14 protein-coding genes are annotated in these 21370 nt (G+C 43.3%); 4 read left to right on the top strand and 10 right to left on the bottom strand.

What is annotated here, in order from left to right:
- Positions 1-80: 80 nt before the first annotated feature.
- The 3 genes from L3V38_RS17875 (at position 81) to L3V38_RS17865 (ending at position 6241) form a co-directional block, all read left to right on the top strand.
- Positions 81-3503, top strand: a complete 3423-nt coding sequence (locus L3V38_RS17875; protein WP_237120216.1) for a LamG-like jellyroll fold domain-containing protein — start codon at positions 81-83, stop codon at positions 3501-3503.
- Positions 3504-3698: 195 nt separating this feature from the next.
- On the top strand, positions 3699-5702 hold the full coding sequence (locus tag L3V38_RS17870) for a methyl-accepting chemotaxis protein (RefSeq protein ID WP_130150897.1): 2004 nt from the start codon (positions 3699-3701) through the stop codon (positions 5700-5702).
- A 122-nt stretch (positions 5703-5824) separates the two neighbouring features.
- Positions 5825-6241 (top strand): hypothetical protein, encoded by a 417-nt coding sequence (locus L3V38_RS17865; RefSeq protein ID WP_062567461.1) that lies wholly within the window; start codon positions 5825-5827, stop codon positions 6239-6241.
- Positions 6242-6307: 66 nt separating this feature from the next.
- Here L3V38_RS17865 and L3V38_RS17860 read toward each other — a convergent pair whose 3' ends face one another.
- From L3V38_RS17860 to L3V38_RS17835, 6 genes are all read right to left on the bottom strand, one after another.
- Positions 6308-8257, bottom strand: coding sequence for a family 43 glycosylhydrolase (locus L3V38_RS17860; protein WP_237120215.1), 1950 nt, complete (start codon positions 8255-8257; stop codon positions 6308-6310).
- 12 nt (positions 8258-8269) lie between these two features.
- Positions 8270-9481 (bottom strand): aldose epimerase family protein, encoded by a 1212-nt coding sequence (locus L3V38_RS17855; RefSeq protein ID WP_237120214.1) that lies wholly within the window; start codon positions 9479-9481, stop codon positions 8270-8272.
- A gap of 71 nt (positions 9482-9552) precedes the next feature.
- Positions 9553-10137, bottom strand: a complete 585-nt coding sequence (locus L3V38_RS17850) for a beta-phosphoglucomutase family hydrolase (RefSeq protein ID WP_237120213.1) — start codon at positions 10135-10137, stop codon at positions 9553-9555.
- 136 nt (positions 10138-10273) lie between these two features.
- Positions 10274-11773 carry an L-arabinose isomerase gene (gene araA / locus L3V38_RS17845; protein WP_237120212.1) on the bottom strand — a complete coding sequence of 500 codons (1500 nt, stop codon included), beginning with the start codon at positions 11771-11773 and terminating at the stop codon, positions 10274-10276.
- Positions 11774-11796: 23 nt separating this feature from the next.
- A complete protein-coding gene (locus L3V38_RS17840; RefSeq protein WP_130150893.1) occupies positions 11797-12492 on the bottom strand; it encodes an L-ribulose-5-phosphate 4-epimerase in 696 nt (231 codons plus the stop codon).
- Entirely contained in the window at positions 12489-14141 is a 1653-nt protein-coding gene (locus L3V38_RS17835) for a ribulokinase (protein ID WP_237120211.1), read from the bottom strand. Before L3V38_RS17835 ends, L3V38_RS17840 begins: the two co-directional genes overlap by 4 nt.
- A gap of 231 nt (positions 14142-14372) precedes the next feature.
- Here L3V38_RS17835 and tal point away from each other — a divergent pair, with 231 nt between their 5' ends.
- On the top strand, positions 14373-15326 hold the full coding sequence (gene tal, locus L3V38_RS17830) for a transaldolase (RefSeq protein WP_237120210.1): 954 nt from the start codon (positions 14373-14375) through the stop codon (positions 15324-15326).
- Positions 15327-15447: 121 nt separating this feature from the next.
- On the opposite strand, the gene tkt is transcribed toward tal, so the two are convergent.
- From tkt to L3V38_RS17810, 4 genes are all read right to left on the bottom strand, one after another.
- Positions 15448-17448: a transketolase gene (gene tkt / locus L3V38_RS17825; RefSeq protein WP_237120209.1), complete on the bottom strand. Its 2001-nt coding sequence runs from the start codon at positions 17446-17448 to the stop codon at positions 15448-15450.
- A 146-nt stretch (positions 17449-17594) separates the two neighbouring features.
- Entirely contained in the window at positions 17595-17957 is a 363-nt protein-coding gene (locus tag L3V38_RS17820) for a hypothetical protein (RefSeq protein ID WP_237120208.1), read from the bottom strand.
- Positions 17958-18153: 196 nt separating this feature from the next.
- Positions 18154-19299: a heparan-alpha-glucosaminide N-acetyltransferase domain-containing protein gene (locus L3V38_RS17815; protein WP_237120207.1), complete on the bottom strand. Its 1146-nt coding sequence runs from the start codon at positions 19297-19299 to the stop codon at positions 18154-18156.
- Positions 19289-21370: a TonB-dependent siderophore receptor gene (locus L3V38_RS17810; protein WP_237120206.1), complete on the bottom strand. Its 2082-nt coding sequence runs from the start codon at positions 21368-21370 to the stop codon at positions 19289-19291. The genes L3V38_RS17815 and L3V38_RS17810 overlap by 11 nt, the downstream gene beginning before the upstream one ends.

Raw genomic sequence — 21370 nt, 5'->3', positions numbered from 1 at the left:
ATTAGTTTGATATAGGCACGCGGCAATTTTATTGACAACAATCGAATAAAAATAATCCCAGTTTCAAGAGGACACATAAAATGAAATTAAATAAATTAGCCATGCTCATAGCTTGCTCTTTGGCTGTTACAGGTTGTGGTAAAGAAGAGGGTACTAAGCTTGACTCATCCCCTGCGGTTGCCGAGCCACAAAGCGCAAAACCAAGTGTAAGCAGCAGTGTTCAATACACTGAATCTGGTAGCGTCATGGTGGCTAATGTAAGTGTGCACGATCCTTCAGTCGTTAAAGTTGACGACACCTATTATATTTTTGGCTCTCACCTTGCATCTGCTAAATCTACAGATCTCTTGAACTGGGAAATGATTTCAAGCCTTTCATCTAATGCAGCAGTTAATGAGAGTCCACTATTTGATTTCAACTACACCGCTGAAATTGCCGAAGGTATTGAGTGGACAGATGGCTTCACAGGTAACTGGGCAGCAGATGTAATCAAAGCGCCAAATGGCAAATTTTGGTTTTACTATAACCACTGCGCACAAGATAACCCTGATACACCGGATGTTGTTGATGAAGTGTGCTGGAACCGCTCTTACCTTGGCTTAGCCGAAGCTGACAGTATTGAAGGCCCTTATAAAAACAAAGGTATTTTCTTACGCAGCGGTTATCGCTCTGATGCTGAATTTACAGCTTATCCACTTGATAACGGCCAAACGACATGGAATGGTGCCGTTGATCCGAATGCTATTGATCCAGCGGCATTCTATGATGCTGATGGCAAACTTTGGATGGTTTATGGCTCTTACTCTGGCGGTATTTTCGTGCTAGCAATGAATGAAGAGACCGGTATGCCAGAAGCAGGTCAAGGCTATGGTAAAAAACTAGTAGGCGGTGACTTCCGAGCAATGGAAGGTGCATTTGTGATGTACAGCCCCGAAAGTGAATACTACTACTTATTCTACTCAGTAGCTGGTTTTGCGCTAAACGATGGTTACAACATCCGTGTCGCTCGCTCAAAAACACCTGATGGTCCATACCTAGATAACGCAGGTAACGACATTGCTGCAATGGGCGGACTGGAAGTGGGCGAAAAACTAATGGGTGGCTTTGAGTACACGCAAGAACTTGGCGAAACAGCACCAGCATGGGGCTACCAATCACCTGGTCATAACTCAGCTTACTACGATGAGACGACAGGTCGTCATATTTTAGTAACGCATACACGTTTCCCGCAAACATCGACTGAGTTCCCAACCATTTCAGAAGCGCACCAAGTTCGCGTACATGAAATGTTTATTAATTCATTAGGTTGGCCAATGGCTTCACCACAACGCTATGTGCCGCTTGAAGGCGACAACATGGTTGTGGCAGATGAACTTTACGGTTATTACAAGTTTATCAACCACGGTAATGAGGTTAACACCGACGCTATTCGTTCAACGCATATTGCGCTTAACGAAGATCATTCTGTTACCGGTGATGATCCAGGTATCTGGTACATGATTGATGACTCAAATATTAAACTTGAGTTAGATTCTGGTACTTACTTTGGTGTGGCTAAATGGCAATGGGATGATGCAACTAAAGCAATGGCCGTTACTGTATCGGCAACATCAAGCGAAGGTGCAACCATTTGGGCAAGTAAACGTGATGAAATCACAGATACTGCAAATGTGCTTGATACTGTTCAAGAAGCGCTTGATATTAAAACTGAATTATCGATTGCAGACGAAGGCTACTCATTACCGACAAAAGGTAAAGACGGTGCAGCAATTAACTGGGAGAGTAGCGATGAATACTACATCACCAGCGAGGGTTCGGTATTTATTCCAACGCCAGATCGCGGCGATAAAGCCGTTACTTTAACTGCGAATATTTCGCTCAACGGCGAAAGTACAACCAAAACTTTCAATGTAAACCTTGAAGCCCGCCCAGAATTTAAAAACGCGATTGCACACTACGCATTCGAAGATTCACTCAGCGACGGCTTAAACAACCTTGAGGATGCCCATGTAACTGATAACAACATGCTCAATGTTGGCGTAGGTACAGCCACATATGCACAAGGCCAAACAGGTAAAGCCTTTAACTTCGATGGTGCAACGGGTGTTCGTTTACCTGATGATCTTGTCACTGGCGATGAGTACACCATTTCATACTGGCTAAAACCAACGGTTTTAACTGACTTCTCACCAACGTTTTTTGCGGCAACATCGGATGCTCGCTGGATGAGTCTAATTCCGGGTAATACACACTTTACCTCAACACCCATGCTATGGAGCCGTTATCAAGAAGAAGACGGCACAGATAACTGGAATCAAATAATCTCAGCAACACCAGCAATGATGGATTGGAACCATATCGCCATTACCTATGCAAATGGTACAGCAACACTATACCGTGATGGTGAGCTTGCAGGTAGCATGCCACGCCCTGACTTTTTTAGTACACAAACGGGCAACTTTGCGCTAGGTGTAAACTATGGCTGGGACTTACCGTTCCAAGGTCAAATTGATGAGTTTATTGTGTATGACTACGCACTCAATAGCTTAGACATTAACGGCGCAGCGATTAACAACTTAACTGATTCAACTCAGTTTGAAGGCTTTATCACAAATGCCCTTGATTTAGGTGACTTATCTGCAGTACGAGAAAGCTTCGAATTACCTCGCGTTGGTCCGTTTGTATCAGGTATTAGCTGGACATCCAACAACGAACAGTATTTAAAACCTGTCAATGGCACAGCTATTGTCACCCAGCCAAGTGCGACAGCTGGCGACCAAGTTGTGACATTAACGGCCACTATTCGATATAAAGACTTCACTGATACCAAGTCATTCGATGTAACCTTAAAATCACTTGCACCAGCTGAATACAGCTTTGAAGGTGACTTAAGTGCGCTAAATGATGCCTACGCAGCTGGCAAACCAACTGGTGGTTTAATTAATAATACTGGCGGCAATGTTACTTATGTAGATGGTATTATAGGCCAAGCCGTATTTCTTGACGGTTCGGGGGTTCGTTTACCGGATAATCTAATAACCACCAATGACTACTCTGTATCTATGTGGCTTAAACCAGAAACCTTCACTGATTACACGACAGCATTCTTTGCAGGAGCAAGTGCAAATTCATGGCTAAGTTATGTTCCATCAATGTCTGGAACTGCACTTACCCGCTTATGGGCAAATAACGGCGCATTCTTCGATAATGCTGAGTTAGATAGTCGCATTCCTCTTAGAGAATGGACACATGTTGCATTCACAGTCGATGGTACGAATGGTAATGCTTTAAAAATGTACGTGAATGGTGAACTGCAACTAGAAACAAATGGTTTTCCACGTGTATTTACAGTCCCTGGTGAAACCAACGAGTTTGCACTCGGTGTTAACTACTGGGATACCCCCTACAACGGGGCTATTGATGAACTGAAAATTTTCAACGGTGCAATCAGTGCTGAAGAAATAAAAGCACTCTTTGACGCAGCTTCTGCACAAGAAGAGTAACGGATAAGGTGAGCTGTCTCACCTTACTTATGTGTTGTCAGGAAAGGCCGAGTGAAAACTCGGCTTTTTTCTTACCTAAAACAAAATAATCATTCATTATTAAGCAGATCTGCCGATAAGTAGATTACCAATACATTGGCATTTTATGGGTTAATAACTAACTTATACACAATGCTACTATTTAAAGGGCGTACTATGAACTTTCGGAACTGGCCTATAGCAAAACAAATTGGTGCACTCGCATTTATATTATCCTTATGTGTATTCTCCATCGTTGGTGCCTCATCTTATTTCAGTGCTAAAACAATTTTAACTAATAAAAGTGAACATACGATCAAGGCTAACCTTAACCAAATATCATCTCTGCTCGAACTTCAATATAACAGCTTACTTGCCATTGCACGGCGAAATGCAAATGTATTTAGCGATATGTACTCTGGTTCAATTACGTTAAGTGAACAAAAAACACAAGTCGGTCAATATCAGGTTCCGTCATTAGCGCATAACGGCGAATTAATTAATAACAATATGAATACGGTCGATCGTTATGCAGATCTGACAAAAGGCAATGCAACAGTTTTTGTAAGAGATGGTGATGATTTTTTCCGTATTGCCACATCATTAAAAAAAGACAATGGCGAACGCGCTGTAGGTACTTACCTAGGGAACAAGCACCCGGGTTACGAAAAGCTCATTGCGGGAGAAGAATATGAAGGGTACGCTAAACTCTTCGGGAATGAATACATGACCGTTTATAAGCCCATTAAAAATAGTACTAACCGAGTCATAGGTATACTTTATATTGGCTTTAATATAAACGACTCTCTTAATGCCCTCAGAGAGTCTGTTGCAAGTCTAACAATAGAAGAATCAGGAAAGCTGTTACTATTCAATAATGCCAATAACACAATTATTGTAGGTCCGCATAGTCAATCAGGAGAACAGTTAACAAAACAAACCTTGCAAGGATTGCCGATTGAGCAAACCGACTCAAACGAACATGTCTATTATACCAGCCAACAAGGTGAAACGATGTTTGCACTTGCAAAAAAGGTAAAAGGCTGGAACTGGACACTACTCGCTCGCGTAAAAGCACATGAGCTAAATGACGAAAGCTGGCAATTAATGCGTGTAAATGCACTGGCCTCTCTCGCCGGCATAATCATGATTACCCTTCTATTATTTTGGGGGCTAGTAAAGACGCTCGCACCACTAAAAAAACTAACCAAAACAGTTGATGCTCTGGGTAAAGGTGACTTATTGCAGTATATTGAAGCCACTAACCAGCCTAGTGATAATGAAGTTGTAACGATTACGGCAAGTGTGAGTAAAATGTCTGTGGAGCTTAAAAAGCTAATACTGGCTTTACAAACATCAATAGTACAACTTGAAACGCAAGCATCTGCGGCTCACCACTTAGCACAACAAAATGGTCAAGAAGCCCATGAAATGATGGCACAAACCGCACAGATTGCAACGGCAATAGAGCAAATGTCGTGCTCGATAAAAGATGTTGCACATAATGCCACTGAAGGCGCGAACCAGACACTTCAAGTTGATAAAGATGCCCAATCAGGACAAAGCCAATTAACGCAAGTCATCAATGATTTAATGCTGCTTAGTCAGCAACTTAATAACAGTCATGATGCGGTAGAAAAAGTGAATGATGCTAGCAATGAAATAAGTAAAGTGACTGAAGTTATTAATGCCATTGCTGAGCAAACTAATTTATTAGCGCTAAATGCAGCAATTGAAGCGGCCAGAGCAGGTGAACAAGGACGAGGCTTCGCAGTTGTTGCCGATGAGGTCAGAACTTTAGCTCAGCGCACACAAAAATCGATTGTCGAAATAAGCCAAACTATCGAGCAACTACAAAGCCAAGTTACCATGGCGGCAGAAAAGATGAAACAAAGCCAGCAGCTAGGGCTTAAGTCTTCAGAAGAAGGCAAAAAAACAGGAGAGCAATTAGAGTCTATTACCATCAGTATTGGGGAATTAACCCGCTCCTCAAGTAACATTGCTGAAGCAACCGATCAGCAAAGCACGGTTGCACAAGAGATAACACAAAACCTTCATCAAATAAGTCAACTTGCAAAAGACAGTGAATCTCGTACCCAAGGCACAATAAGCTCTGCTGACGACTTAAAAACCCTTGCCGAAGGGCTCAAACGGCAAATTAGTTTCTTTAAAGCAGATTAATCAAAACCTCGATACCAGTTTGTCGGTATCGAGGTAACAGCTCCAGTGCTACATTAAATAAAAGCTAAAGAAATAGTACCCATTGCCGATACTAATTTATCCTTCACTTATACTTAACCGCGATGAATATTAACTCGTTAGCGCATGCCCTGAACATAGATAACCAAAAATCGACGGCAAAAGACGATACTACATCCGACTATCGTTTCTCTATTGCTGAGAGAGCAACTCTTTCTGGACAACAAACAGCAGAAACAAAAGCGCAAGAAAAAAAGAGTGAACTGCCAGCTGCAATTCAAAAAATGCTCGCCCAGTTAGAACTTTTAAAAGAACAACTTGAGCAAGCAAAAGAGCAACTTGCAAAACTACAAGCCTCAGAAAACCAGCAAGATGATGCAGTTAAAACACAAATCGAAATACAACTTGAAATAGTCATGGGGCTACAAAACCAAGTTATGTCACTAAGCCAAGCTATCGCAGATGCAATGAAAGAAGCCGGTATCAGCGATCCAGGGGTATTAATTAGTGCGCTGGTGTGAAAATAAGCGCAAAAAAGCCACTCATAAATGAAGTGGCTTTGGTTGAGTCGATTTATTACTTATAACTTAATTTGGTTCACGCAGGTGGAACACTTGGCACTTGTTACCTAAATCAGGTTGTTGTGCGAAGTTAGTGTTTTCAGCTAAACCACAGTTACTTAAACCAAGTGCTTGTTTTGTGTAGCGGTTGATAAGCATAACACCACCACCTTCTACTGGCGCAATGCGCCACTGTGCTGTTTTCGCTGCACAGGAAGCCATTTCTACGTTGGCACCTGGTACTAAGGCATTATCAGCTACCGCAGCACAGAACTCGCTGTCAGCACTTTGTTTAAGGCTTACATAGCCTGTATCTGTTGGTGTGAAGAACCATTGCTGTGCATCTTTATGCGTATAAGCTTGTTGCTCAACATTAGTACCTGCTTTAACTGTATCTGCCACGCTAAGTGCTTTACCACTTTGTTGACTTAATACAACAACACTGCCCATTGGGCGTAATTGCCAGTCACCACACGCTGTTGCGTCGCTTTGCTGTAAAACCGCTTGGTTTTGTGCGGCAGAACAACCAGCAACCGCTAATGGCTTGCCTGTGTAACGGTTAGTAATAGATACATTACCATCTGTGCTTGGTGCTACTTTCCATTGCTGGCAGAAGTTATTACGCCATGCTGCAGATTGTACTTTGGCGTTATTTGCGTCATTACAGCTTTCAAGCTCTAAGAACTTGCTGTCTTCACGGTTAGCTAAACGAACAAAACCATCTGTTGTTGCATCAATAACCCATTGACCATTGGTGCTTGCACACTGACGTTGAACTGCACGTGCATCTTGCGGATCAGCTGCAATGTCTAAACATAAGCCGCTTGTTGCATTCACTAATTGATAACGTTGACCTTGTACTCGCGTTACCAGTGGACCGTATTCACCTGATGGCGGAGCTACTTCAACGCCTGGTGTTAATGGTTTACCAAAGCTTGGCGTGCCATCGTCGTTCCAAGTAAATTTTTGCGCACGTAATGAACGAGTCGCACTACAACCGTGCTCTACCGAATCATTACCGTGATAAACTAACCAGTCTTCTGTACCGTCTGGCGATGTGAAAAAGCCGTTGTGGCCTGGGCCAAACACTTCTTCTGTACGCTCAAATACTGGCTTGTCGTATTTTTTCCAGCTACTCGCTTTAAGTGGGTCGTCACCAACAAGCTCAAGCATACCTAGTTTGTAATCAGGAGTATTACAGAAGCTTGCTGAGTACGTCATAAACGTACGACCATTGTGCTGTAAAATTTCAGCACCTTCAGTTACTTTACGACCACTGATTTCCCAATCTAGCTCAGGACGCGTGATCACTGTATGCGGTGAGTTCTCTTTCAGTGTCCACGGATCTTCCATTTCAGCAATAATGTTTAATTGCTGATCGCCTTGCCATTGTGAGTAGATCACATAGAGCTTGTCTTTGTATGTTAAGTAGTTACCGTCGATGTTCCATACGTTAGGCATTAATGCGCCCTTGTATTCGTATGGACCCATAGGATCGTCACCGGCACTTTCTAATACATTTAAGTGTTGATTATCTAAAGTGCCATCAGTACCAGCTGTGTACATCATGTACCAACGGTAGCCGTTTGGTCCTTTTAGGCGATGGAACTCAAACGCCCAGAAGTTACAACAACGCTCAGGGGTTGAATCAGACCAAACATTGACAGGTGTTGCATCAGCAAGGCCGGCGAGTGTTGGTGATTTACGCATCACTAACTCAGATGTCCATGTTGTTGTGGTTAGGTAATAGTTACCATCCCAGTACTCAAGCCATGGATCGGCACCATTAGGAAAAAGTGGGTTGGTAAAAATACCATTATCTTGGATTGGCGCTTTTTCTGTGGCTGCCACGTCAGTTTTCTTAGCTGTGTTGTCTTCAGCTGTAGTCTGACAGCCCGTCAGAGCGCCAAACGACAAGGCAAATAGGCTAGCTAAACCGGCCTTTTGCATTGCGCTTTTAAGCTTTGTTGTTTTCACGATTGTGTTCCTTTATTTTGTACCAAATTCGTACACGATGCGTGTTGAATACACGTCACCTGGCAGTAATGTTGTGCTTGGGAACGTCGGCTGATTTGGTGCATCAGGGAAATGCTGTGGCTCTAAACAAAAACCACTTCTCATGTTATGCACTAAGCCAGACGCTTGCACAGTACTACCGTCTAAGAAGTTACCTGAATAAAACTGTACTGCAGGCTCTTCTGTGTAAACAGTTAACGTACGGCCAGAATTTGCTTCGTAAACCGTCGCTGCTTCAATAAGTTCATTGCTTGGCGTATCTTTAAGCACAAAGTTATGGTCATAACCTTTACCAAGTTTCAGTTGTTCGTTGCTTGCTTTGATATCTTGACCGATTGCTTTAGCAGTACGGAAGTCAAACGGTGTGCCAGCCACATCCATCAACTCACCAGTTGGGATCAAGCCGCCATCCACAGGGGTAATTGCTTTTGCGTTAATTTGCATTTGGTGATCAAGAATGTCGCCTTTACCCGCTAGGTTGAAGTAGCTGTGTTGCGTCATATTGATGATGGTAGGCTTGCTTGTTGTAGCAATAAACTGCATATCTAGCGTGTTGTTGTTCGTTAGCGTGTAAGTCACTTCTGTGGTTACTTCACCTGGGTAACCTTGGTCACCATCAGGGCTCACTAAACTTAGGGTAACACCGGCGCTGTTTTGCGTCGTGAACGGTGTCATGTTCCATACTTTCTTATCGAAACCTTGCACACCACCATGTAAGTGGTTGTCACCATCGTTAGTCGCTAATTGATATTCAGTGCCATTTAACATGAATTTACCGTTTGCGATACGGTTACCAAAACGACCGATGATTGCACCGTAGTAAGTTGTCGCTTTTGTGTACGCTTCTAGATTATCTAAACCCAGTACAATATTACCCATTTCGCCTTTTGCATCCGGTGTTTCAATACGCGTGATAATGCCGCCGTAGTTGATCACATCAACGCTAATACCATTGCTGTTAGTCAACGTTACTTGATTAACCGGCGTTTGATCAGCCAGTACGCCATAGGCCGTCATTGATGCTGAAGGGGAAGTAGTCATGTTATCTCCTTGATGAGCACACGCTGGTGTAAGGGCAATCCCGCATGTCACCAACAATGCATAAAGCCCGCGCGACTTTTTCGTGTTCGAACTGGCTGTTTGATGAGTTGTTTTTAAACCTTGGAAAACACATTGCAATGACATATGAATAACCTTTTTGTAATTGTATTTATAGTTTTATAATACAAATAAGGGTGTCATTGCAACTTTAATCGCTAAAGTTGGATTTTTCCGTTTTTCACCATGATGCAATCCATCCCCGCACTTTTGGCAGCTTGGTAGCCAATTTGCGTGTCTTCAAACACCACACATTGGCTTGGCTCAACACCTAATTGCTCTGCCACTTTTAAGAATGTTTCTGGGTTTGGCTTGCCTTTACTTACATCACTTGCAGTGACTAACGCACCAATTTTATTAATTAAATTCGTATCTGTTAGATGATCAATTGCATGCTCGCGGTCAGCCCCCGTGCCCACACCCATTGGCAATACACCATGGTACTTTTCAAGTACTGCGACGGTTTCGTCAATCACCAGCGGTTGGTGCTGTAAATCAACCCAAAACTGGTGTTTATCTTTTGCCACAACCAGAGGGTCGTGTTCTAAACCAAATTTTTCGTTAAGCATTTCAATTGTTTTAACGGTCGGAATGCCACCTAAGCTGTACATGTAGTCGTAATCGAATGGGTAGCCATAGGCTTCGCAAGCTTTTTGCCATGCCTGTAAGTGACTGCCCATTGAGTCAATTAAGGTGCCATCCATATCAAAAATAATGCCTTGGTAGGCGCTTAAATCGATCATATCTACTCCTAAAATGTTTCGCTTCACAATAGCATAAGCCAGCGAAGAGCGAGGCTCATCACTGGCTTAATCGACAACAAAATTTGGGGTGAACGTGCTCAAACACAGCACGTTCTAGTACATAAAGTACTAATTCTTACACGCCACGTTTTAGCATGTAGTAAGCTGCGTTATGACGAAGCTCTGTTTTGAAACCACGGATCGTCGTATCGTTATCGATGATCATCGTTTCAACGCCAGCCATTTCAGCAAAATCGATAATCATATCGGTTGTTACTGCTTGGCTGTATGCAGTGTGGTGTGCACCACCGGCGTGGATCCATGCAGCTGATGCCACAGATAGATTTGGTTTTGGTTCCCAAAGCGCAGAAGCAACAGGTAAGTGAGGTAAATCAGCTGGCGGAGCCACTGTATCTACTTCGTTGATCAGAATTCGGAAACGGTTACCCATATCAATTGGTGATACGTTGATTGCAGCACCCGGTTTTGCAGTAAACAATAAACGACCTACATCACATTTAACACCGATAGTGTGCTGGTGAACTTCAAGACGTGGTTTTTGCGCTGCAATTGAAGGACACACTTCTAACATGTGCGCGCCAAGTACTTGGTCAGTCTCACCCATGTTGTAAGTGTAATCTTCCATGAATGAACAACCGCCGTCACGGCCTTCACCCATTACTTTCATGATGCGAACCATAGCAGCTGTTTTCCAGTCACCCTCACCACCGTAACCATAGCCTTTCGACATTAGGCGCTGTGTAGCAAGACCCGGAAGACCAGAAAGACCTGATAAGTCTTCAAAACAGTTTGTGAATGCTTTAAAGCCGCCTTTCTCTAAGAAACGCTCCATACCAAGCTCTAAACGTGCTTCGTTACGTAGCATTTTCACTGCGTAATCGTCTTGTAGAGTTTCGTCAGCAATTACGTAGTCTTGCTTATATAGCTCTAACTGTGCATCGATTTCGTCTTCTGTGATTGTATCAACCACTTTTACAAGCTCAGCGACACCAAAGGCATGTACTTCATAACCAAAGGTAATTTGCGCTGAAACTTTGTTACCTTCAGTCACCGCAACTTGACGCATGTTGTCGCCAAAACGCGCAACTTTAAGTGTTTGGCTTTCTGCCCAACCTTTTGCCGCACGACACCAGTCATCTAACTGCTGTTGTACGTCAGCACGTTGCCAGTGACCTGCAACAACTTTACGCTCTTTACGCATTACAGTACCGATGAAACCGAACTCACGGTCACCGTGTGCACTTTGGTGCGTATTCATGTAGTTCATGTTGATATCAGACCAAGGAAGGGCTGCATTGAACTGAGTATGAAGGTGTAACCAAGGCTTACGTAATTCGCTTAGGCCAGCAATCCACATTTTCGCAGGTGAGAAAGTGTGCATCCATAAAACTAAACCAACACAGTTAGGATCCGTATTTGCCGCTTGGCAAACAGCGTGAATTTCTTCAGGTGACTTAACGGTAGGCTTACATACCAAGTTTACTGGTAGGTTCGCTTCGCTGTTTAAGCCCGCTACAATTGCTTCGCTGTCTTTGGCAACCGTTTCTAACACCTTAGGACCATAAAGATGTTGTGAGCCGGTAACAAACCAGACTTCTTTCGTCATCGTCGTCATGTTAATAATCCTCTAAATTCTTGCTATTTGCTCTGACCGTAATACGCGTTTTTACCGTGCTTACGTAGATAATGTTTATCCATCACTGCTTTTTTAAGTTCAACTGCGTGTGGATCTAAAGTGCGTGTTAAATACGCCATGCGTGCAATCTCTTCGAGTAGTGCGGCATGGTATACAGACTGAGCGGCATCTTTACCCCACGTGAAAGGCGCATGACCCGCAACAATCACCATAGGTGCAGCTTTCGGATCGCGGTCTTGATACGCATCAGTAATTTGAATACCGGTTTCTAATTCATAATCGCCATTCACTTGCTCATCGGTTAACTCACGAGTACAGGTGATGTCACCGTGTACATAGTCAGCGTGAGTTGTGCCAAGGCAAGGAATGCTTTGTTTTGCTTGCGCCCATGCAGTTGCATAGGTCGAATGCGTGTGTGTTACACCGCCAATTGCATCGAAGTGGCGATATAAATGAACATGCGTTTTAGTGTCAGAAGACGGACGCATAGACCCTTCAACAATGTTGTTTTCAAGGTCGACGATCACCATGTCGTCGGCCTTCATTTGGTCGTACGATACACCACTTGGTTTAATCGCAATCACGCCTTTGTCGCGGTCGATTTGCGATACGTTACCAAAGGTATAAATTACTAAGCCACGACGTTGCAGCTCCATGTTCGCTTCATAAACTTCACGTTTTAGTTCTGTAAAACTCATGCTTTGTCTCCGTTTACATAGCTTGCAAGTGCTTGGTAGTTGGCATAAAGCTCGTCATACACAGCAACGCGCTCAGGGTTTGGTAAGTACTGATGACATACTGACGACGCCATTACTTTTTGAGCATCTGCCACTGTTACGTGCTCACCCGCAGCAACCGCAGCCATAATTGCCGCACCCAATGCACAGCTTTGCTCACTTTCTAAAACGTCGATTGGGCAGTTCCAAACATCAGCACAGGTTTGCATTACGTAGTCTGATTTTTTAGAAATACCGCCGATAACGACCACTGACTCGATTGGCACGCCTTCACTACGGAAGCGCTCAGTGATAGCACGTGCGCCAAACGCAGTTGCTTCAACAAGCGCTTTGAAGAACTTAGGTGCATCAGTGCCCATTTTTAAGCCTGTTAATGCCATGGCAACGCTTTGGTCAGCATCTGGCGTACGACGACCATTTACCCAATCAAGCGCCGTTACATCGTTGCTTGTTACAGGCAATGCAGCTGCCGCTTTTGATAACTCAACTAAGATTGAGTCTTCTAGCTTGTTAACTAACGCTTGCTCAGCGTCAGATAAATTTGTAAGTTGGCGAGTTGGCCAAAGTACTAGGTTTTTGAACCATGCGTATAAGTCACCGAATGCAGATTGACCGGCTTCTAAGCCAACCATTCCAGGGATCACTGAGCCGTCAACTTGACCACAAATACCTTTAACGCAAGTATCACCTAGCTGCTCTTGAGACGTTACAGTGATGTCACAGGTTGAAGTACCCATTACTTTGGTTAGAACACCAGGGCGAACATTGGCAGCGACAGCACCCATGTGACAGTCAAATGCACCGTAACCAACAACAATACCTTGTGGTAAACCTAGCTTCTCGGCCCACTCAGCAGTTAAGTTGCCAGCAACTTGGTCGCTTGGCTCTGTGGTTGCATTTAACGTATCAACAACACCATCTAATAGTGGATCGATATTGCTGAAGAAGCTGTTTGGTGGGAAGCCGCCCCACTGCTCGTTCCACATTTGTTTGTGGCCCGTTGCACAACGCCCTAGCTTTAATACTTCAGGGTGAGTTGTGCCGCACATTAGCGCGGTCATCCAATCGCAGTGTTCAACCCATGAATAAGTGGCTGCTTTTACACTGCTATCAACGCGGAAAATATGTAATGCTTTGGCCCAGTACCACTCAGAAGAGTAGATACCGCCCATGTGTGAAAGGTAGTTCACATCGTTGTTAGTGGCAGCTGCAGTGATTTCATTTGCTTCTTTAATAGACGTGTGGTCTTTCCACAAAATGAACATCGCATTTGGATTTTCTGCAAATTCTTCAGTTAATGCCAGTGGTGTACCTTGGCTATTAATTGCCACAGGCGTTGAACCAGTTGTATCAAAGCTCATACCCACTACTTTGTCTGCAGTACCTGCTGGAACTTGTGACCATAGACCATTTACTACTTCTACAAGGCTATCAATATAGTCTTGTGGATGCTGACGAAACTGATCCTTACTTGGGTCACAATATAAGCCTTGTGCCCAGCGCGGGTAGTTTACTAAATGGCTGGCAAGTTCTTCACCAGTCGCAACATCAACGAGTAATGCTCTTACCGAGTCTGACCCGTAGTCTAATCCCAACGTATAACGAGACATAATTACCTTTCACTAATTGCTTACTAACATTGTTAGTCATTATCTTTATTTGTATGATAATATCAACAATACCAGATTGTAAAGGTATTATAAAAATATTATTAACAGGATTATTTGCTGCTGGCGGGCGATTTATTGCGCAGTTTCTCTGGAAGATTAGATTGTTTTTTCAGCACAAATAATAGGTTAAAGCCACTACATTAACTTTTGTATGATAAGAATGGGATAACTATGTCTAGTCAATTAGAACAACTTAAAGCAGTGACAACCGTTGTTGCTGACACGGGTGATTTTGAAGCAATTAACGAATATAAACCGCAAGATGCAACAACAAACCCATCACTAATCTTAAACGCGATTCAAATTGAGAAATATCGCCCACTTGCTGCCGAAGCCGTATCATGGGCAAAAGCACAAAGCAGTGACGCAGCTGAAGTTGTAACAAAAGCAGCCGACAAGCTAGCGGTATTAATTGGCTCTAAATTAATGGAGCAAGTACCAGGTTTAGTTTCAACAGAAGTGGATGCGCGTTTATCATTTGATACTCAAGCAACCATTGATAAAGCACTTGAGCTTGTTGCTCTATATAAAGAGCAAGGTATCGACACATCGCGCGTGTTAATCAAAATTGCTTCAACATGGGAAGGTATTCAAGCGGCTAAAGTACTTGAAGCGCAAGGTATCCGTTGTAACCTAACGCTGGTATTTGCATTTGCTCAAGCACGCGCTTGTGCCGAAGTAGGTGCTTACCTAATTTCACCATTCGTTGGTCGTATTCTTGACTGGTACAAAGCACAAGATGCAAGTGCTGATTTCGACGGCGCAAACGATCCGGGCGTTAAGTCAGTCACGCATATCTACAACTACTTCAAAAAGCACGGCTACGACACGATTGTAATGGGCGCAAGCTTCCGTAACATCGGTGAAATCCAAGAACTAGCAGGTTGTGACCGTTTAACTATCAGCCCTAAGTTACTTGCTGAACTAGCTGCAACTGACGCACCTTTAACTCAAAAACTATTACCAGCAACTGAAAAAGCAGACGCGCCAGCGGCGATGACTGAACAGGCTTTCCGCTGGGAAATGAATGAAGATGCTATGGCAACTGAAAAGCTAAGCCAAGGTATTCGTCAGTTCGCAATTGACCAAGACAAACTAGAGTCAATCTTAAGCGAACTAGTTTAAACCGATTGTTTAAGCAGCAAAAAGCCCGCAAACCAAGGTTTGCGGGCTTTTTTATTACCTACACATCATCACAAATGTAGGTTTATCGTGTTGCGATTACGATAATTTTTCGCCAGTCACATTATTCAGCAAGTAATGCGTTTGCTTTTGCAACTAGGTTTGCCACTGTGAATCCAAAGTGCTCAAGCAATACGGCACCAGGCGCTGACTCACCAAATGTGTCCATACCTAGTACATCACCATCTTGGCCAACATACTTGAACCAGAAGTCACGGTGTGCCGCTTCAACAGCAATCTTTGGTGTACCCGCTGGTAGCACGCTTTGACGGTATGCTTTGTCTTGGCTGTCAAACTGATTCGTTGATGGCATAGATACCACGCGAACTTGCTTGCCTTGTGCTGTTAATTCAGCAGCAGCATTCACCGCTAGTTCAACCTCAGAACCCGTTGCAATAAGAATAAGTTCTGCAGCTTGTTCGCTATCAACAAGTACATAACCCCCTTTAGCAATGTCAGCAACTTGCTGTGCATCACGTGCCATCGCTTTTGTGCCCTGACGGCTGAAGATCAGTGAACTTGGACCGGTTTCTTTTAATAACGCTTGGCGCCAAGCTACCGCAGTTTCAGTTTCATCACACGGACGCCATGCAGTCATATTTGGTGTCATGCGAAGGTTAGCGATTTGCTCGATTGGTTGGTGAGTTGGGCCATCTTCACCTTGACCGATTGAATCATGGGTATACACAAAAATGCTCTGTGCTTTCATTAATGCTGCCATACGTACAGCATTACGTGCGTATTCCATAAACATTAAGAAGGTTGCGCCAAATGGAATGAAACCACCATGTAATGCAATACCATTCATGATTGCGCTCATACCAAACTCACGTACGCCATAGAACACGTAGTTACCATCAGCAGCATCTTGTAAACCTTTTGCTTCTGGCCATAAGGTTAAGTTAGAACCAGCAAGGTCGGCAGAGCCACCCATTAGTTCAGGAAGCTGGTTAGCAAAGAAAGTGATCGCATTTTGTGATGCTTTACGTGTCGCAATGTTTTGCATGTCGGCTTGGCATTTAACAATGTACTCATCAGCTAATTCAGCGAAGTTAGCTGGTAATGCTTTTTCAAGAACACGACGTGTATATTCTTTTGCAAGTTCAGGATGTGCTTTGCTATAAGCTGCAAACTTTTGCTGCCATGCACCTTCAAGCTCTTGGCCTTTCGCTTGGGTATTCCACTCGTTATAAACCTCTTGTGGAACTTCAAATGCTGGGTGTGGCCAGTTTAGCTGCTCACGTACAGCGGCGATTTCGTCGTGACCCAGTGGTGCACCGTGACAGTCGTGGCTACCTGATTTATTTGGCGAGCCAAAACCAATCACTGTTTTACAACAGATTAGTGTTGGTTGAGTAGTGTTGCTTTGTGCCGCTTCGATTGCACCCGCAATTGCATTCATATCGTGACCATCAACATCACGAATAACTTGCCAACCGTAAGATTCAAAACGTGCAGGTGTATCGTCGGTGAACCAACCTTCTACTTCACCATCGATAGAGATGCCATTGTCATCCCAAAATGCGATTAGCTTGCCAAGACCTAATGTACCTGCCAGCGAACATGCTTCGTGCGAGATACCTTCCATTAGGCAACCATCACCCATAAAGCAGTAAGTAAAGTGATCAACAATATCAAATTGTGGCTTATTGAATTGCGCGGCTAAGGTTTTTTCAGCGATGGCCATACCAACTGCGTTAGCAATACCAGAACCTAATGGGCCTGTCGTTGTTTCAACACCTGGTGTGTAACCATATTCTGGGTGACCCGGTGTTTTAGAGTGAAGCTGACGGAATTGCTTAATATCTTCGATGCTTACGTCATAACCGCTTAGGTGTAACAATGCATATTGAAGCATTGAACCATGGCCATTTGATAACACAAAGCGGTCACGGTTAGACCAGTCAGGATTTAATGGGTTATGGCGGTGAAAGTTTTGCCACAATACAGCTGCAATATCAGCCATACCCATAGGCGCACCAGGGTGGCCAGAGTTGGCTTGTTGAACGGCATCGACAGCAAGTATGCGAATAGCATTTGCAGATTGAGAACTAGGCAGAGTCATCTTTTAGCTTCCTGTTAATATTATAATATAAATAATATCGCAAAAAGTGACTGATAAGGCAACTTAATAAACGCTTTATTGTATAAGTGAATACTAAATAGGCTGGTACAAGCCAGCCTATTGAATCGATCCGTAAGATTTAAGTTTTAACGACCATCTTCAAAAGAAGCTGTCGCCGACACTTTGCTCCAGCGGCCATCTGCATACAGAATTGTCGCTTCCGCTTTACTTGGTCGAAATGCTCGGATTTGGTATGAACAAGACGTACCTGATGTTCCACACGATGATGCATCATTAGACCAAATAACACTATCAATCGTTGAACCATCTCCTACTACACGAAACACTGCCGTTGCATATGTTTGACCATACACTAGTGCAAAACAACGATTTGGTGTGTATTGATCATATGCTTGCGTATCGACATAACATTCCATTGTATCTGCGCTTGCATGAACTGAAAAAACACTAGCGGCGAGTAATCCTATTGATGTTAATACTTTTTTCATTTTACTATCCTTATTTTTCTACCAAAAGTGGTACAAATAACATACAGTAGTGAAGAAGTATTAAAAATACGAATTTAATATTAATTTAACTTTATTTTTACTTTTTGATAACCCTTTGTGATTTTGACTTTAAACAATTTTAATCAACAGTTCCTAAAAAATGCCAACATGCATAGGCATGTCGGCATTGATGAGTTTATAAATATTTAAGCCAAGGTTTGTTAGCCTTACGCTTATATTCACTAAACTTCTTAGTTGGCCAATAAAGCCCAACGGCTAATACGATAGTGATAAGCCAAATACCTGATATATCAGTAACACCTAAATATTGCCCTTGGTTTGCCCCCCACACCTGAATACCTATTTGATACATCACTAGCAATACATAGAGGTGTAAAATATAAAAGAACATAGGTACAGAGCCATACACACGGAGTGCATTGGTGATGCGATTAAGTGGTCTTTCAAATACCCATAAACCAACAAACATACCTGCTAAAGTGATAAGCAAAAAGCTCAGTGACGGCGGATATTTAGTGACATTGAATACCGACATCATGGTTTGTGTTGCGGTGCTAAAGGTTTGCCAAGGTAGGGTTTCACCATAGATATTAAAGCCACGCAGCAGCGCAAATAAGCCTACACATAATACTGCTAACAGCAGCAGTGCTCGTTTACGAGACTGCGCTTTTTGCGTATGTGCATATAGTGGCCCTGCGCAATAACCCAGTAAAATCACACCAATCCAAGGCAGCACTGGGTAGCTAATTTTTATATCGATTAAGCCACCTTGTGATAGATAGCCTCGATCATGCAAAATCGTCCACAGCGAATAACCAAACTCATCAGGCGTAAAACTGATTGGGGTAAGTAAGTTATGACCAAACACAATAGCTAAACCAAGTACTAATAACACATTACGTGGCAGTTTTATTAATAACGCTAAGACCAGCATGCATAGACCAATCGCCCACATCACTTGCAGCCAAATAGTGTGGTAGTAACCCATCCACGAAAAACAAATGAGAGTCACTTCTAAGGCGATTAAAAACAGCCCTCGCTTAACCAAGAAGCTTTGCGCTGAGCGCGCTACACCACTTGCAGGGTGACTATAAAGCCACGCCGATAAACCGGTTAAAAAGATAAAAGTTGGCGCACAAAAATGTGCGGCAAAACGACTCCAAAAAAGTCCTGGTGACGTGGTATCAACTACCATAGGATCGGCTACCTGCATGTGCAAGAAAAACCGCTCTCGCACATGATCAAGTAACATCAATAGAATAACGACACCACGCATGATGTCGATACTGTGAATACGGCTTTTAACTTGCTCAGAAGTCATAGCTCACACCCAGTTTAAATTGCGTAGGCGCACCAGGGTAGGCCCATAAGGCATTGTATGAGCTTGCAATGTACTTTTCATCAAACACATTATCAACATTCAGTGATACCGTTGTGCGTTCTGTTGCTCGCCATTTGGCAAACAAGCCTACCGTTTGATAACTCGGCAAACGGAAGCTTAAATCAGCAGGGTCACCTAAACGGTCAGACACATATTGATAATGACCACCAATCTTTATGTCTTGTGCAAATACACTTAGGTCATGATTTAAACCAATCGAAAGATTATTCTTTGGTACGTTCACAAGAGGGCTGCCTTTAGGAATTGGCACTAGCCAATCAACATTTAAGCTGTCTGTTGCAGTCTCGGCATCCACATAGGCATAAGATAGGTTGTACTCAGTGTTATCGCCCAATGAGCCTGCTAGGTCTAACTCAAAACCTGTACTATTTGCTTTACCTACAGGCGTTGAATAACCGACATTTACAGGGTCCGCCACCAGCATATTGCTCTTACTCGCATCAAAGTAAGCAAGGGTACCGCTGATATTGGCATAGCTAAATTTAACTCCCACCTCAAACGAGTCGCTTTCTTCAAAACCAAATGGCTTACCCTCAGCATCGGTACCACTTAGTGGTAAGAACCCTTCTGAGTAGCTTGTGTAAACGTTAATATCGTTATTAATTGTATATACAACTCCAAAACGAGGGCTAATGCGGTTCTCTTTACTATTTGAAGCTATAGCCGACTTAGTTTCGAAAATGTCTTGCTCAATTTCATCGAAACGCAGACCTAGCATAACTTTTAAGTTATCGGTTAGGTCGAGCTGATCTTGCACATAGATACCGAAAGCTTTTTGCTCTTCGTTATTTTCGTATTGCATAGCCACCTCTGGACCTTCACCAGTGCTGTAATCAGGCTCATGGATATCAATTGTATAAGTGCCATAACCTCCACGGTAACGGTATAACCCCGTACGTAGCTTATAATCATACGCATCAGCACCTATGAGTACGTGATTAGTAATACCCGCGATATCAAAATGACCACTTAATTCGAAACGCACCGAGGTATCTTTAGACTCATAATCACGGTATCGGTGTTGGCGAGTTAAGGTTCTGCCATCATCAAACAATGACTGACGAGAAGGTGATAATTCAGCGTCTGAAGACTGCCCTGTTAGCGTTGCAGCACGATAGTTAGCCCCTGCCAGCAATGACCACTGACGATTAAAATCGTAGTTATAGTTAATTTGATGACCGCGAGAATGTACCTTGGTTGGTGCATCATTTGGGTTACCTAAGAAGCGCGACTCTGGCACGGTATCAAAGTCACCATTTAACACCACAATGCCACGGTCATACATTTGCTGTTGGTCAACATATTCAAATTCATACGTCAGCGATGATTTGTCATTAACTTGATAATAGAGTGATGGGGTGATCACAAATTTATCGTGATGCACATGATCTCTGAAGCTATCGCTGTCTTGCCAAGCACCATTTATGCGAAACGCTAAATCATCAGTCAGGCCATTGGTGTAATCGCCTTGAATACGTTTGTGGTCATCGCTACCCAACTCGGCTTGAAGTTGCCCTTGCTGATAAAACTGTGGCTTTTTAGTAATAATGTTTACGGTACCACCGGGCTCTGAGCGGCCATACAACGCAGAGCCAGGCCCTTTTAATACTTCAATATATTCAATGTTTGAAACATCACGAGGGCCTGCAAATCCTTTACCACCACTAAAGCCATTGATTAAGTAGCCTGATGGCATATTCTCATTACCCGACAAACCACGAATTGAGTAGCTGTCCCACAGCGCCCCACCATTATTTTTTCGGCTAATGCTGGCAGAAAAGTCCAGCGCATCACGAAACTTGGTAATACCATTATCAATCATCATGTCTTTACTTAATGTGGTGATCGACTGCGGTAAATCTTTTGTTGGTATATCACCACGAAAGGCTTGCTTGTGTTCAATTGTGATTGTTTCGATATCGCTGTTAGAAGCGTGTGTAGTTGTAGCAAACGCCGCTGCTAAGGCAAGAAATAGAGTTGAATACTTCAT

The sequence above is a fragment of the Pseudoalteromonas sp. L1 genome (assembly GCF_021728095.1).
In the GTDB taxonomy this organism is placed as follows: Bacteria; Pseudomonadota; Gammaproteobacteria; order Enterobacterales; family Alteromonadaceae; genus Pseudoalteromonas.
Note: the sequence above shows the minus strand (reverse complement) of the source record. Positions and strands in the feature narration are given on the sequence as shown.